At 67.5% G+C, this 13,900-nt stretch carries 12 protein-coding genes; 5 read left to right on the top strand and 7 right to left on the bottom strand.

The features are described 5' to 3' along the window. Positions 1–8 precede the first annotated feature (8 nt). Both ACQR2C_RS16325 and ACQR2C_RS16320 read right to left on the bottom strand, forming a co-directional pair. Positions 9–1,019: a hypothetical protein gene (locus tag ACQR2C_RS16325; RefSeq protein WP_434881615.1), complete on the bottom strand. Its 1,011-nt coding sequence runs from the start codon at positions 1,017–1,019 to the stop codon at positions 9–11. A 529-nt stretch (positions 1,020–1,548) separates the two neighbouring features. Continuing rightward, the gene (locus ACQR2C_RS16320) at positions 1,549–2,523 is read right to left on the bottom strand and encodes an NADPH:quinone oxidoreductase family protein (RefSeq protein ID WP_315800839.1); all 975 of its coding nucleotides are present in this window, start codon (positions 2,521–2,523) and stop codon (positions 1,549–1,551) included. Positions 2,524–2,785: 262 nt separating this feature from the next. Here ACQR2C_RS16320 and ACQR2C_RS16315 point away from each other — a divergent pair, with 262 nt between their 5' ends. From ACQR2C_RS16315 to argG, 5 genes are all read left to right on the top strand, one after another. Further along, positions 2,786–3,397 carry an invasion associated locus B family protein gene (locus tag ACQR2C_RS16315; protein ID WP_434846084.1) on the top strand — a complete coding sequence of 204 codons (612 nt, stop codon included), beginning with the start codon at positions 2,786–2,788 and terminating at the stop codon, positions 3,395–3,397. A gap of 115 nt (positions 3,398–3,512) precedes the next feature. Then, positions 3,513–4,724, top strand: coding sequence for a 23S rRNA (adenine(2503)-C(2))-methyltransferase RlmN (gene rlmN / locus ACQR2C_RS16310; protein ID WP_434881614.1), 1,212 nt, complete (start codon positions 3,513–3,515; stop codon positions 4,722–4,724). 166 nt (positions 4,725–4,890) lie between these two features. Then, complete coding sequence (locus ACQR2C_RS16305; protein WP_434881690.1) at positions 4,891–5,376, top strand: hypothetical protein; 486 nt, start codon at positions 4,891–4,893, stop codon at positions 5,374–5,376. 46 nt (positions 5,377–5,422) lie between these two features. Further along, complete coding sequence (locus tag ACQR2C_RS16300) at positions 5,423–6,202, top strand: phosphatase PAP2 family protein (RefSeq protein WP_316180173.1); 780 nt, start codon at positions 5,423–5,425, stop codon at positions 6,200–6,202. 102 nt (positions 6,203–6,304) lie between these two features. Next, on the top strand, positions 6,305–7,642 hold the full coding sequence (gene argG, locus ACQR2C_RS16295; RefSeq protein ID WP_316238588.1) for an argininosuccinate synthase: 1,338 nt from the start codon (positions 6,305–6,307) through the stop codon (positions 7,640–7,642). Between the two features lie 240 nt (positions 7,643–7,882). On the opposite strand, the gene ACQR2C_RS16290 is transcribed toward argG, so the two are convergent. The 5 genes from ACQR2C_RS16290 to ACQR2C_RS16270 all read right to left on the bottom strand — a co-directional run bounded on the left by ACQR2C_RS16290 (position 7,883) and on the right by ACQR2C_RS16270 (position 13,885). Next, positions 7,883–9,949 carry an OmpA family protein gene (locus ACQR2C_RS16290; RefSeq protein WP_434881613.1) on the bottom strand — a complete coding sequence of 689 codons (2,067 nt, stop codon included), beginning with the start codon at positions 9,947–9,949 and terminating at the stop codon, positions 7,883–7,885. A 243-nt stretch (positions 9,950–10,192) separates the two neighbouring features. Then, on the bottom strand, positions 10,193–10,411 hold the full coding sequence (locus ACQR2C_RS16285; protein ID WP_315800846.1) for a hypothetical protein: 219 nt from the start codon (positions 10,409–10,411) through the stop codon (positions 10,193–10,195). Continuing rightward, positions 10,411–10,896 (bottom strand): pyridoxamine 5'-phosphate oxidase family protein, encoded by a 486-nt coding sequence (locus ACQR2C_RS16280; RefSeq protein ID WP_315800847.1) that lies wholly within the window; start codon positions 10,894–10,896, stop codon positions 10,411–10,413. The genes ACQR2C_RS16285 and ACQR2C_RS16280 overlap by 1 nt, the downstream gene beginning before the upstream one ends. Before the next feature lie 86 nt (positions 10,897–10,982). Beyond that, positions 10,983–11,810: an FkbM family methyltransferase gene (locus ACQR2C_RS16275; RefSeq protein WP_434881612.1), complete on the bottom strand. Its 828-nt coding sequence runs from the start codon at positions 11,808–11,810 to the stop codon at positions 10,983–10,985. 119 nt (positions 11,811–11,929) lie between these two features. Further along, positions 11,930–13,885, bottom strand: coding sequence for an ABC transporter ATP-binding protein/permease (locus tag ACQR2C_RS16270; protein ID WP_434881611.1), 1,956 nt, complete (start codon positions 13,883–13,885; stop codon positions 11,930–11,932). Positions 13,886–13,900 lie beyond the last annotated feature (15 nt).

The raw sequence follows: 13,900 nt of genomic DNA, 5'->3' as shown, positions 1-13,900 counted from the left end.
ACGAGCGTTCAGTTCTGCAGCTGATCGAGCCTGCGCTGCGCCTCTGACGAGCCGAGTTGGGCGGCGCGGCGGTACCAGTTGCGAGCCGCAGCCGGATCGGCATTGATATTGCGGATGTCCTTCGTTCCCAGCACGTGGGGATCGTAGGTCTGCGCCAGCATCAGCGCCGCGGCCGGTTCTTGCGCCTCGGCGGCGCGCTCCAGCAGCAGTCGCGCCGGCGGGATGTCACCCGCGGCCAGCAGACTCTTGGCGCGTTTCATGATGCCAGCGAGTTCGTCGGGATCGAGCCGGCGGACCTGCGCGGGCGGCGGAGCGGCGGTCACGGCGCCGAGGCCGGGTGCGACGATTGCCGATCCCGCGCCGGGCGAATTGATCGAGGACGGCTCCATCGCGCTCGGGGCCGGCGCGGCCGGTGCCGTGGCGAAGCTCGGCGGCGCTGCAACCGGCGCAGGCTGCGTCACGCTGCGATTCTGCAGCGCTGTCTGGTAGGCGTTGGCGATGTCGTCCCGCGTCGGGGCGACGGCTGCCGTCTGCACCGGCGCCGCAGCGGCAGCCGGCGGCTCGGGCGGCAGTCGCGCCGGCTCGTTCAGCTGCATGTCGCGCGCGGTGAGCTGCGTGTTGGTGGCCTGCGGCGGGGCCGTCGGATCCGGCGTGGCGCCGATGATGGAAGCCTTGGCACTGGCGATCAAGTCGCGCGTCGCATCCGAGGTGACAAGCGCGAAGAGCACCGCGACGCCGGCCGCAGCCACCACGGCGAGAAGAATCCGGGACGAGACCGAGACGCGGCGGGTCCGCGCCGGCCACTGGTCCTCGAAATGCGTGCTGTCGATCTGATTGCCGCTCTCATATTCGGAGAGGAACATCGGCATCGATTCGTCGTTTGGATAATTGTCCTGGGTCGACCGGCCGAAACGATAGTTCGGTGGGCGCTCCTGAGGGAGTTCGTCGGGGAAAGGCCTGAAATCAGGCTCCGAAGGAGTTCTGTTGTTGAAACGTCCGCGCGTCGTCCGCTCAGCCATGGCCTTCATCCCCATCTCAACTTCACGCAACATACTTTTGGTCCCAAGCCCGTCAGAAGCTCGAGACACGTCACGATTGCCAGAGGCACCCCACTGCCGACAACTAATTGACTAATTGAATCCGACTAAAAGTGGACGAGAGCCGGCATGATTCTGGAAATATTTTGATCTGATTGTGGCGACGCACGTGCGACATCGCACGGCACCAAATCCAGAAACGTCGAGATAACAACGGCAAAGCCCTACAATTAACCATGCCATAATGTGGCGCGGTTGCGTTAACCAAGAAACGCTCGTTTTCGGATTTTCTGCTTCCGGTTGCGAATCCGTGACGCCGGCGCGGCAGCCCGCCGAACAAATTTGCGACCGCCGCGCATCGCGCGGATGTCACAGCAACCTCGGGCCGGCTCGGATCGAGCCTTGCGTCCGCAGAACAGACAGGGCTCTGCCCGGTTTGGTTGCGCGGATCAGGGCGAGGCCACCCCGGGGGGAATACAGCAACCCCGGGGGCCTTCATTGCGCGACGTCCTCAGGGGTGCAGGATCACCTTGCCCATCGCCTGGCGGCCGGCCAGCACCTTCAAGGCATCGGCGGTCTGCGCCAGCGGGAATGTGCGGTCGACATGCGACGACAGCTTGCCCTCCGCGGTCCACTGCACGAGCTTTTCGAGGTTCGCGCGGTTCTTGGCGGGGTTGAGTCGGGTCCAGGCGCCCCAGAACACGCCGCGGATATCACAGCCCTTCAGCAGCGCGAGGTTCAGCGGCATCTTCGGGATGTCGCCGGCGGCGAAGCCGATCACCAGGAACCGGCCCTCCCAAGCGATCGAGCGCAGCGCGGCCTCGGCGTAGGTGCCACCGACGGGATCGAAGATGATGTCGGCGCCCTTGCCGTCGGTGAGCCGCCGCAGCCCCTCCTTGAGATCCTCCTTGGCGTAGTTCAACGTCAGCGTCGCGCCGTGCTGCCTGGCGAATTCGAGCTTCTCGTCCGAAGAGGCACAGGCGATGACCTTCAGCCCCATCAGCTTGCCCAGCTCGCAAGCGGCAAGGCCGGTGCCGCCGGCGGCACCAAGCACGGCCAGCGTCTCGCCCGGCTTCGGACTGGCACGATCCTCCAGCGCATGCAGCGCGGTGCCGTAGATGATGATGATGCCGGCGGCGCGATCGAAATCGAGATTGTCCGGAATCTTGACGATCGACGCGGCCGGCAGCGCGATCTTTTCGCGCGCGCCGTTGTGGCCGCAGGAGGCGACGACACGGTCGCCGACCTTCAGGTCGGTGACGCCATCGCCAACGCTCTCGATGACACCTGCGACCTCTGCGCCCGGCGAGAACGGGAACGGCGGCTTGATCTGGTACTTACCCTGGATCATCAGGATGTCGAAGAAGTTCAGCGCCGCCGCCTTGATCGCAATCACGGCCTCGCCGGGACCGGCCACCGGATCTGGCACCTCGGTGAGGACGAGATCGTCGGGCTGACAGAATTGCGAGCAGAGAATGGCTTTCATGGGCGCTCCTTGGTCGTTGCCACCGGATCGAGGTCCGGCTTTGGGAACGTCATGCCGGATTTGCCGCCGCGCCACAATCATCATCGGGCCGCGGCATGGGCGCGGCGCCGGCCCGAGGACGCGAAGCGCCGGACAATCCGGCTCTGCGGCCTTTGCAAGCGGTGCATTTAGCCGCTATCCATCGCGACCACGGTCAGCGATTCCGGGCCATTTTCCAGTCACAATATTGGTGGAACGAAGTCGCGGGGGAACTCAACGTATCATGTTGTTCGGGCGATTGTTGACAACGCTGGTCGGCGGCGTGCTGCTGTTCGGAACTCCGAGCCTCGTCGTGGCACAGAGCGCCGCGCCAAAGGCCGCAGCTCCGCATCCGAAGGCCGCACCGAAATCGGAATCGAAGCCGGCCGTTCCCAGCATCGGCGGCGCGGAACCGACGCTGATCGGACAGTTCGGCGGCTGGGGCGCCTACACCGCGATGCCCGGCGGCAAGAAGGTCTGCTTCGCGCTGGCCAAGCCGACAACCTCCAAGACCAATCCGCCCAACCGTCCGCGCGATCCCGCCTATGCCTTCGTGTCGACCCGGCCCTCCGAGAAGGTCTTCAACGAGGTTTCGATCATGATCGGCTATGCGCTGAAGCCCGGATCCGACGCCGCGGTGGAGGTCGGCGGTGCCTCCTATGCCATGTATACCCAGGGTGACGGGCTCTGGATCAAGAACGCCGCCGAGGAAGAGCGGATGGTCGAGGCCATGCGCAAGGCGCCCGAGGCGGTGGTCAAGGGCGTTTCGGCCAAGGGCACGGAGACCACCGACGTGTTCTCGCTGAAGGGGCTCGCCCAGGCGCTCGACCGCATCGCGCAGGATTGCCGCCGGTAGACGGCGGCCGCCGGTACCGCTCGTCAGGCGGGTCGCATTTGCCGGCCGGATCGTTATATAAACCCGCTGAACGCCTTCGGCCGCCGCGGCCGGGCAGCACTTTGGGCTCCTCGACATGGCAACGACTGCCGGGCTGCGCGACTCATCTGCGCCCCTCGAAAAGACTCCGCTCGAAACCTACGTCCCGCCGGCGAAGCCCTCGCTGATCGGCCTGTCGCGCGCGGAGCTGGCCGCGAGACTGGGCGAGGTCGGAGTACCCGAGCGCCAGCAGAAGATGCGGGTGCAGCAGTTGTGGCACTGGATCTATTTCCGCGGCGCCAACTCGTTCGACGAGATGACGTCGGTGTCGAAGGACACACGCACGGCGCTGGCCGAGCATTTCACCGTCGACCGTCCCGAGGTCGTGGCCGAGCAGATCTCCAACGACGGCACCCGCAAATGGCTGCTGCGGCTGCCGAGCGGCGACAATCTGCAGAAGGCCCACGAGGTCGAGTGCGTCTACATCCCCGAGACCGATCGCGGCACCTTGTGCGTCTCGTCGCAGGTCGGCTGCACGCTGAACTGTTCGTTCTGCCACACCGGCACGCAGCGGCTGGTGCGCAACCTCACCGCGGGCGAGATCGTGGGCCAGGTCATGGTGGCGCGCGACCGGTTGAACGACTGGGCCGACCGCGAGACCCCGCTCGGCAACCGGCTCATCACCAACATCGTCATGATGGGGATGGGCGAGCCGCTGTACAATTTCGACGCGGTGCGCGACGCGCTGCTGATCGTCTCGGACAACGAGGGCATCGGCATCTCCCGCCGCCGCATCACGCTGTCGACCTCGGGCGTGGTGCCGAACATCAAGCGCGCCGGCGAGGAGATCGGCGTGATGCTGGCGATCTCGCTGCACGCCGTGCGCGACGAGCTGCGCAACGAGCTGGTGCCGCTCAATCGCAAATATCCGATTGCCGAGCTGCTGCAGGCCTGCCGCGACTATCCCGGCGCCTCCAACGCGCGCCGCATCACCTTCGAATATGTGATGCTCAAGGGCGTCAACGATTCGCTCGATGACGCCCGGCTGCTGGTGAAGCTGCTGAAAGGAATCCCGGCCAAGATCAACCTGATTCCGTTCAATCCCTGGCCCGGCTCGGCATATGAATGCTCGGATTGGGAGCAGATCGAGAAGTTCTCCGAATACGTCTTCAACGCCGGCTATTCGTCCCCGGTGCGCACGCCGCGCGGCCGCGACATCCTCGCCGCCTGCGGCCAGTTGAAGTCGGAGACGGAGAAGTTGTCCGCACGGGAGCGTCAGGCGCTGCGTGCGATGGCAATGACGGATTGATTGTCCAATCGCTGACGACTCTGAGCAACCTCGTCATGCCCGGGCTTGACCCGGGCATCCATCTGCTACGATGACCATCTCGACTAGGAGATGGATGGCCGGGTCAAGCCCGGCCATGACGAGTGGAGAAAGCAGGGCCTTGATTGTCCAACATGGGTTTCACGTCATGGCGCTGATCGGCCGTCTCGTCGTGATCGCGTTCGCCTTTTTCGCCGCCTGCTTCCTCGCGGGGCTGATCGTCGTGACCGCGATTCTGTTCCCGGAGTTCTCCGACCTCGGCAACGGCCCGATCGATCAGGGCGCGTTCGAGGTCATCATCGGCTTCGGCTTCATCTTCGTGTCGGGGTTCGCGCTGATCCCGGCGCTGCTGATCGCGCTGATCACCGAGGCGTTCTCGATCCGCAGCGTGCTCGCCTATGCGATCGGCGGCGGCGTTGTGGGTGCCGCCTGCTATCTCGGCCTGGTGCCGTTCGATCCCGAGACCTTCCACTTCGAAGGCATCGTGCGTCGCCATCTCGAGATCCTGACCGGCGCCGGCATCGTCGGCGGCTTGGTCTATTGGCTGATCGCCGGCCGCAACGCTGGCCGCTGGCGCGAGCCGTCGCCGCGCCTGCCGCCACCGCCGCCATTACCGTCGGGATCGCCACGGTGAGCCGCCGGCCTTTCCATCGCCATCCGCTTTCGCTAAACCGCGCGCCATGAACCGCACTGGACTCTTCATCGCATTGTCGCTCGCGCTTGTCATCGGCGTGCTGTTCGGCGTCTATCCCGAACTCGACCTCAAGCTGGCCGCGCTGTTCTACGATTCCCACACACGCAGCTTCCCCGTGAAGCTCGACGGCTATGCCGCGTTCGCGCGCGATGCCGCGATGTGGGTTGCCTGGGGCATCGCGCTGCCGTCCATCGTTGCGCTGGTGGTGAAGCTCATCCGTCCCGACCGGCCGCTGCTGGTGAAGGGCCGCACCATGGCGTTCCTGCTGCTGACCTTGTCGCTGTCGGCCGGCGTGCTCACCAACTTCACCTTCAAATCCTATTGGGGCCGGCCGCGCCCGGTCGTCGTGACCGAGTTCGGCGGCGACATGCAGTTCGTGCCGTGGTGGGATCCGCGCGGCGGCTGCGGCCGCAACTGCTCGTTCTTCTCCGGCGAGGGCGCGACCGCGTTCTGGACCCTGGCGCCGGCCGCGCTGACGCCGCCCGCCATCCGGCCCGTCGCCTACGGCGCCGCCGTCCTGTTCGGCATCGCCACCTCGGTGCTCCGGATGGCGTTCGGCGGACATTTCTTCACCGACATCGCCGCGGCCGGCCTCGTCACCTTCATCGTGATCTGGCTGCTGCACGGCTACATCTACCGCTGGCCGTCCACCCGGCTCACCGACGCCGGCATCGACGCCGCCCTGACCCGCTTCGCCTGGCCGGGCTTCCGGCTGATGCGCCGGCTGTTCGGCCGCCGCCAGCCCGGCACCAGCCCCGCGGCCTGAGCGCGGCCGGAAGCCGATTAATCGCGTGCCGATCGGGGCGAAATCTGCTATCCGCGCCCGAATTTCTGAACGATACGGCCATCAACACCGGTTGGACTCCCCATGACCACGATCCTGAAAAGCCTGCCCAAGGGCGAGAAAGTCGGCATCGCCTTTTCCGGCGGCCTCGACACCAGCGCCGCGCTGCTCTGGATGAAGCAGAAGGGCGCGCGCTGCTTCGCCTACACCGCCAATCTCGGCCAGCCCGACGAGTCCGACTATGACGAGATCCCGCGCAAGGCGCTGAGCTTCGGCGCCGAGAAGGCGCGCTTGGTCGATTGCCGCACCCAGCTGGTGCATGAGGGCATCGCCGCGATCCAGTCCGGCGCCTTCCACATCTCGACCGGCGGCATCACCTATTTCAACACCACCCCGCTCGGCCGCGCCGTCACCGGCACCATGCTGGTCGCCGCGATGAAGGAGGACGGCGTCAACATCTGGGGCGACGGGTCGACCTACAAGGGCAACGACATCGAGCGGTTCTATCGCTACGGCCTGCTGACCAATCCAAACCTCAAGATCTACAAGCCCTGGCTCGACCAGCAGTTCATCGACGAGCTCGGCGGCCGCGCCGAGATGTCGGCGTTCCTGACCGCCAACGGCTTCAACTACAAGATGAGCGCCGAGAAGGCGTACTCGACCGACAGCAACCTGCTCGGCGCCACCCACGAGGCCAAAGATCTCGAGAGCCTCGACAGCGGCATCCGCATCGTCAACCCGATCATGGGCGTGCCGTTCTGGCGCGAGGACTGTGTGGTCAAGCCGGAAACCGTCGTCGTCCGCTTTGAGGAGGGCCAGCCGGTCGCGCTGAACGGCCAGACTTTCGGCGACGCCGTGGCGCTGTTCCTGGAGGCGAACGCGATCGGCGGTCGCCATGGTCTCGGGATGAGCGACCAGATCGAGAACCGCATCATCGAGGCTAAGAGCCGCGGCATCTACGAGGCGCCGGGCATGGCGCTGCTGCACATCGCCTATGAGCGGCTCGTCACCGGCATCCACAACGAGGATACGATCGAACAGTACCGCATCAGCGGCATGCGCCTGGGACGCCTGCTCTACCAGGGCCGGTGGTTCGATTCGCAGGCTTTGATGCTGCGCGAGACGGCGCAGCGCTGGGTGGCGCGCGCCGTCACCGGCGAGGTGACGCTGGAGCTGCGCCGCGGCAACGACTACTCGATCCTCAACACCGAGAGCCCCAACCTGACCTACCAGCCGGAGCGGCTGAGCATGGAGAAGGTCGAGGACGCCGCCTTCACGCCGGCCGACCGCATCGGCCAGCTGACGATGCGCAATCTCGACATCACCGACACCCGCTCCAAGCTGAAGCTCTATTCGGACACCGGGCTGCTGTCGGGTTCGGACGGCGCGGAGATCTTCCAGCTCGGCCACGACAAGGGTTGAGCGACGTCTCAAACAAGATACGGCGCCGTCTCCACCGGCGTCGTCCCTGCGAACGCAGGAGCCATAACCACCGGCTGACGTGGTGAGAGCTGGCTGTAGCTCCAACCATCGCAAAACTGGATCCTGGGAGTATGGGTCCCCGCGTTCGCGGGAAGACATCGAGTTGGCCGCGACAGATTGCCTCCAACGAAAAATGGCCGGGATTGCTCCCGGCCATTTTCTTTACTGAGTCGCAGCGCCTCAGCGCGGCGGCGCGACGCCCGGAGGCGGCGGCGGCAGCGCGGCCTGGCCGCCATTCAGCAGCGGCGTGATGCGGCGGACCGTGACGCGCCGGTTGATGCGGCTCGGCCCCTGCGTCTGCTCCTTCAGGTACTGCTCGCCATAGCCCTGCGAGGTCAGGTTCTCGGCCGGCACGCCGAACTGCTGCGTCAGCAGCGTCGCCACCGACTCGGCGCGGCGATCCGACAGCGACAGATTGTCGGTCTCGTTGCCGACCGCGTCGGTGTGGCCCTCGATCAGGTAGACCTCGCGCGGATTGCGCTGGATCGCCTGGTTGAGGCCGTCGGCGATGACCTGCAGCTTCGCCGCCTGCTCCGGTCCGATCTCCCACGATCCGGTATCGAACGTGATCGTGTTGAGATCGATCGACGGCATCAGCTGGCGCACCGACGGCGAGTAGCGGACCTCGTCGAGCGAGTAGCGGCGCTGCACGCGCTCGACAGGCGGGGCCATCAGCGTGTCGTAGATGACATCCGGCGGCGCCTCCTCGGCGTCGACGATGTAGCGGTTGTAGGGGATGCGGATCTCCGGCGGCGGCAGGTCGACATAGAAGCCGCCGACCGCCTGAGGATCGCGGAAGGTGTTGTCGATGATGATGATCTCGCGGCCGCCGACGTCGCGACGGATGCGGCGCAGCAGCCGTCCATCGGGCGCCGTGATCGTGACGATCTGGCTGCCGTCGGGACGGATCACCACGGTGCGCGTCTCGCCCCGCTCCTGCTGCACGCGGATGTCACGGGCGCCGTAGCGGAAGCGCTCGAGCTCGTCGTGACGCACGAAGGCCTGTCCGCTCGGATCGCGGACGATGACGCGGCCCGGCTCGTAGATCACCGTGCGGCCCCCCTCCTGGACCTCGCGGCGCTGGCCGCGGAAGTCTTCCAGCCGCTGCGGCCCGGGCATCGGAGCGCCCGGTGCGATCGGCGTGAGCTGCTGGGGCGTCGGCGGGGGCGGCGCCGGAAGTGGCGCTGCGACCTGCGGCGGCGGCCGATTGGACATGGCCGGGGGACCGGCAGGCGGCACGGCGCCCGGCCCGGCCTGCGGCGCGCCGGCGGGTCCCGGTCCGGGTCCAGCAGCACCGGGACCTGCCGCCGGGGGCGCCGCCCCCGGGGCACCCGGGGCCGTTCCCGGACGTCCGCCGGGCGGGCTGCCAGCGACGGGCGGCGTGCCTTGCTGTGTTGGCGTCTGGGCGGCCGGAGGCGCGGGTGGCGCCGGCGGAGTTCCCGGAGCAGGCGCGACGGTGCCGGCGGGCGGGATCGGAGCCCCGCGCGGCGGGGGTCCGCCTTGCGGGGAACCGGGCGGCGGGCCGCCGGCGCCCGGACGGCCTCCTGGTCCACCGGACGGTGGAGTAGGCGCGGCCGAGGGTTGCGGCGACGGGCCCGCGGCGGGTGGCGGCGAATGGGGCGGTGTTGCGCCAGCCGGAGGCGGCGGGGTTCCTGGCCGCTGATTCGGCGCAGCACTCGGCGGCGGGGGCGGAGCAACCACGGGCGGCGCAGGCGGCGTTGGCCGCGATGGTGCCGCCGCGGGCGGCGGCGGAGCGGGCGGAGTTGCTGGACGCGGAGGCTCGCGCACCACGGGCGGCGGGGCCGGCGGATGCGCCGGAGGCGCTGCGACCGGGGGCGGGGGCGGCGGCGGTGTCGGACGCGGGGGAGCCGCCGGCGGCGGGGGCGCGGGGCGCGGTGGCTCCGCACGGGGTGGCGGCGGGGGAGGTGGCGGCGCGGGACGCGGTGCCGCAGCCGGGGGAGGCGGTGGGGGAGCAGGACGCGGCGGAGCCGCCGCGGGCGGCGGCGCAGGCGGTGCCTGGTGGGGCGGTGCAGCGGCCGGCGGCGGGCCAGCCGGCCGCTGAGGCGGGCCTGGCGGTTGACCATGCGGCGGCTGCTTGGGCCGACCGTCCGGGCCGACCTCGCCGCCGGGGCCGCCTGGACCTTGCGCCATGATCATCGGCGCGCTCTGCGCGTGGGAGCCGGAGCTCATCAGTTGCATCGCCGACAGCGCAGTCGTCGCCAGCAGCAGGACGCGAAGTTTGCTCATGTGTCTTGTTTTCCCGGAACGATCTTTTTCAAGCACGGAGAGATCAACGAGTATGGGTTAGGCCGGATTGTGGCGCAGTTCAAATCCGCAGGCGGATTTATTTCGACGCGAAGCCACCACCGCAGGGCCGCCATTCAGGTTTCATTCAGCCTTGATTTTCAAGGGCTTGGCGTAACCGCAGAGATGCGGACCGGCTCGCGGCCAAGCCCTCGGCAGGCGATCATCATGACCGTCCAATCGCGGTCAATCCGTGGCCGGATTCGGCGTGGTGGGACCGAGCGGCCCTCGGCCGGGGATTTCGTCCGGCGTCGGCCCTGGCAGCTCGCGCGGCGGCGCCGGCGCATCAGGCTCGTACACCGGCGGCGGAATGTCGGGCTGCGGATTGCCGACCGGGTCTTCCTGCGGCGGTTCAACCGGATGGCCCGGCGTCGCCGGCGGAATCTCTGGCGGTTCGATCGGCATCACATCGCGACCTTGCGGTTGTCGCCGAGGTCGGGACGCGTGCCGGTCACCGCGGCCGCCGCCATCTTTACGTAGCTCACGACCGTGCCGGGCGAATCCCAGAACTCGGCGTCATCAGGCGTGATCTTCAACAGGCGGATGTTCGGATCCTCGGCGCTGTCCCACCAGGCCTTGGCCGGCGTCGAGAAGAGCTCCCGGATCTTGCCGCGATCGTTGGAGACGGCTGCCGTGCCCGTCAGCGAGACGTATTTCTGGGCTCCGGCGTCCGCAAACGACAGATTGATCTGCGGCGACCGCGCGATCTCCTCGTCCTTGTGACGCCGCGCGTCGGTGAGGAAATAGATCATGTTCTCGTCGCGCGCGAGATAGGCGCTCATCGGCCGTGCTCGCAGCCTGTCACCGTCGCGGGTGACCAGCATCGCAAATCCGATCTTCTTCATCAGGTCCCAAACGCGATCCTGATCGCGCGCGTCGTCATTGCTCATGGCCGGCTCCCTTGATGTCAGGGCCGACAACGCAGCGTGGGGCGCCGCGTTCCGGACGTAGCAGGGAAAGCGGACGGATGCGCGGTTCAGCCGCGCAGCAGCAGCGTGTTGCTGCGGGTGCGGCCGCTCTCGCGGTAACCGCGGCCGAGCATGTCGGCGAGGCAGTCGTTCTGCCATTCGTCGCGCGACAGATGTTCGATGACCACCGCCCGCGGCCACAAGGCGGCAGGCGCGTCACGGAAGAAGCAGGTCAGCACGCGGTCCTCGAAACCTTCCACGTCGATCTTCAGCGCGTCGACCTTGGTCGCTCCGGCCTGTTCGAGGATGGTCTGCAGCCGCAACGATGGGACCTTGAATGCCTCCGCTCCGGCCTCGCCGATCACGATATGGCTGGCGCCGAGATTGTCACCGTCCGTCTCGATCATCACCTCGCCGTCGCTGTCGCCTGCGGCCGCTGCCACCAGCCTGACCTGGGACAGCTGGGACGCAGCACGGTTGAAGCTCAGCCGCGCATGCGTGACCGGATGCGGCTCCACCGCGATCACGAGGCCGTCGGGCCCGACGTGACGGGCCAGCGGCAAGGCGAACGTTCCGACATTGGCGCCGATATCCACCACCACGCCGCCCTGCGGAACGTGGCTGCGCAGGAAATCCAGCTCCTCGCGATTGTAGTCGGGATTGAACAGCGCGCCGCGCTCGGTCGCACTGAGCTGATGGTAGAAGCGGAAACTGGCGCCCTGATAGCCGACGTCAACGGGGCCCGCCCCGAGCACATTGACGACGCGCGTCAACATCGGCCGGAACGCGCCGCGCTTGAGCCCGGAGCCGTGCGCCAGCCGGATCACCAGCGCCTGGGCGGCGTTGGGAGCGAAGGCACCAAAGGGAGGCGGAGAAGGATCGTTGTCGGGCGTCAAGGTCGCGTCCTGGGCTGAAGGCGACGTGTGATAGCCGGTTTCGCTACGATCTCCAATGCAGGCGGCGTGTCCGCATTGTGTCGTCACCGGGACAGCGCTGCGGCAGGGGCGCGAGGCGCTCAGGCTGCCTTGCGCTGGCGCAGGAAACGTCCGATGAGGCGACGCTTCCCCTTGCGCGGAATGAGGTCGATGTCGCTGACGAGCTTGGCGCCGCCCTTGCGCCGCTCGAGCACGATCTTGCGGCTGTGGAAGGCCTCCAGTTCCACCCGGTGCGCCACGCTCACGATGGTCGCCTTCGGCAGCTCGCTCGTCACCATCTCCATCATCTTGTCCTGGCTCTTCTCGTCGAGCGCGGACGTCGCCTCATCGAGCACGACGATGTCGGGACTGTGCAGCAGCAGGCGCGCGAAGGCGAGGCGCTGCTTCTCGCCGCCCGAGAGCGTCTGGTCCCACGGCGCCTCCTCCTCGATCTTGTCCTTGAGATGATCGAGCCCGACCTTGTGCAGGGCTTCGCCGACCTGCGCCACGCTCCAGTCCTCGGCGGCGCCGGGATAGGCGACGGCCCGGCGCAGGCTGCCCGAGGGCACGTAGGGGCGCTGCGGCAGCATGAACAGCCGCCGGTCGGGATGGAAGTTGATGCTGCCGCCGCCCCACGGCCACAGCCCGGCAACGGCGCGCACCAGCGTGCTCTTGCCGGTGCCGGATTCGCCGGCGACCAGGAGGCGCTCGCCGGGATCGACGACGACCTCGGTTTCGCCGACCACGGCGGTGCCGTCGTCGAGCGTCACCTGCAGATCATTCAGACTGAGCATCGCTTCGCCGGCGGTCTCGCCGCGCTTGATGCGGCCAATGCCGTCGCCCCGCTCTGCACGCTCCAGCGCGTCGAGCGACATCATCAGCGAGGCGATGCGGCGGGCACAGGCGTTCCAATCCGCGAGACGCGGATAATTGTCGACCAGCCAGCCGAACGCAGTCTGCACGATCGTGAACGCGCTCGCGGCCTGCATCACCTGCCCGAGCGTCATGCTACCGTCGAGAAATTTCGGCGCGCACAACAGCAGCGGCACGACCGGAGCGATGAGGCTCGAGCCCTGCGACACCAGCGTGGTGCGCATGTGCTGGCCGGCGAGCCGCGCCCATTGCTGCAGCACGTTGCCGAACGTTCGGTCGATGCCGGCGCGCTCTTCGGTCTCGCCGCCGAGCAGGGCGATGCTCTCGCCGTTTTCGCGGACGCGGGTCAGAGTATAGCGGAAATCGGCCTCGGCCTGGTTCTTGTCCTCGGACACCTGCACGAAGCGGCGGCCGATCGTCATGATCGAGCCCGAGGCGATGGCGGCGTATACGATCGCGGCAATGACCAGAAAGCCCGGAATAGTGATCTCGGTCGCGCCGAGATGCAACGTCAGCGCGCCGCCGATGGTCCAGAGCACAACGATGAACGTCGCGGCCGACAGCAGCGCAGAGGTCACGCCGGCGATGAAGTCGACCGGCGAATCGGTTGCGACGCGCAGGTCCTCGGCGATCCGGTATTCCGGATTCTTGTGGTCGCCGCTGACGAGATTGAGCTGATAGTAACGCCCGCTGGTCAACCAGCGGGTGATGACGCTGTTGGTCAGCCACGCCCGCCAACGCCGCTGGATCGCCATCCTCGCATAGACCTGGGCGACGCCGAGGATGACGCTGCCGATCGCGAGCGGGAAGAAGATCGCGGTGAGGTGAAAGACGGTCGCCGAATCGCGTTTCTCGATCGCATCGAAGATCGACCGATTCCAGACGTTGATGCCGTACTGGAATCCGACAGTCGCAACGATCAGGACCAGCAGCCCGATCGTGAACGCCCACGCCAGGCGATCGCCGCTCTGGCCCCAATAGCCGCGGGCGCTGATCCAGAACCGGGTCAGCAGATAGCGTTTGCGCAGTTGCTCGGCCTCTTCGGGCGACAGCTCCGGATCAGGCTCCACGAGCTCTGGCGGCGGCGGCTCGACCTCAGCGCCATTCTCGGCGGCGATCTCGATGATCGGCGCCTTCTCGGGCGCCGGTGTCGCCGGCCGCGCGATGTCCTGAACCTGTCCCATGCCGCGATAACAGCA

This window comes from Bradyrhizobium sp. HKCCYLRH3061, from assembly GCF_051168015.1.
Lineage (GTDB): Bacteria > Pseudomonadota > Alphaproteobacteria > Rhizobiales > Xanthobacteraceae > Bradyrhizobium.
Note: the sequence above shows the minus strand (reverse complement) of the source record. Positions and strands in the feature narration are given on the sequence as shown.

Bases quoted from the DNA above. Each gene is read 5' to 3' on its own strand.
- ACQR2C_RS16325 (WP_434881615.1), bottom strand. From the start codon at position 1,019: ATGGCTGAGCGGACGACGCGCGGACGTTTCAACAACAGAACTCCTTCG.
- ACQR2C_RS16320 (WP_315800839.1), bottom strand. From the start codon at position 2,523: ATGAAAGCCATTCTCTGCTCGCAATTCTGTCAGCCCGACGATCTCGTC.
- ACQR2C_RS16315 (WP_434846084.1), top strand. From the start codon at position 2,786: ATGTTGTTCGGGCGATTGTTGACAACGCTGGTCGGCGGCGTGCTGCTG.
- rlmN (WP_434881614.1), top strand. From the start codon at position 3,513: ATGGCAACGACTGCCGGGCTGCGCGACTCATCTGCGCCCCTCGAAAAG.
- ACQR2C_RS16305 (WP_434881690.1), top strand. From the start codon at position 4,891: ATGGCGCTGATCGGCCGTCTCGTCGTGATCGCGTTCGCCTTTTTCGCC.
- ACQR2C_RS16300 (WP_316180173.1), top strand. From the start codon at position 5,423: ATGAACCGCACTGGACTCTTCATCGCATTGTCGCTCGCGCTTGTCATC.
- argG (WP_316238588.1), top strand. From the start codon at position 6,305: ATGACCACGATCCTGAAAAGCCTGCCCAAGGGCGAGAAAGTCGGCATC.
- ACQR2C_RS16290 (WP_434881613.1), bottom strand. From the start codon at position 9,949: ATGAGCAAACTTCGCGTCCTGCTGCTGGCGACGACTGCGCTGTCGGCG.
- ACQR2C_RS16285 (WP_315800846.1), bottom strand. From the start codon at position 10,411: ATGCCGATCGAACCGCCAGAGATTCCGCCGGCGACGCCGGGCCATCCG.
- ACQR2C_RS16280 (WP_315800847.1), bottom strand. From the start codon at position 10,896: ATGAGCAATGACGACGCGCGCGATCAGGATCGCGTTTGGGACCTGATG.
- ACQR2C_RS16270 (WP_434881611.1), bottom strand. From the start codon at position 13,885: ATGGGACAGGTTCAGGACATCGCGCGGCCGGCGACACCGGCGCCCGAG.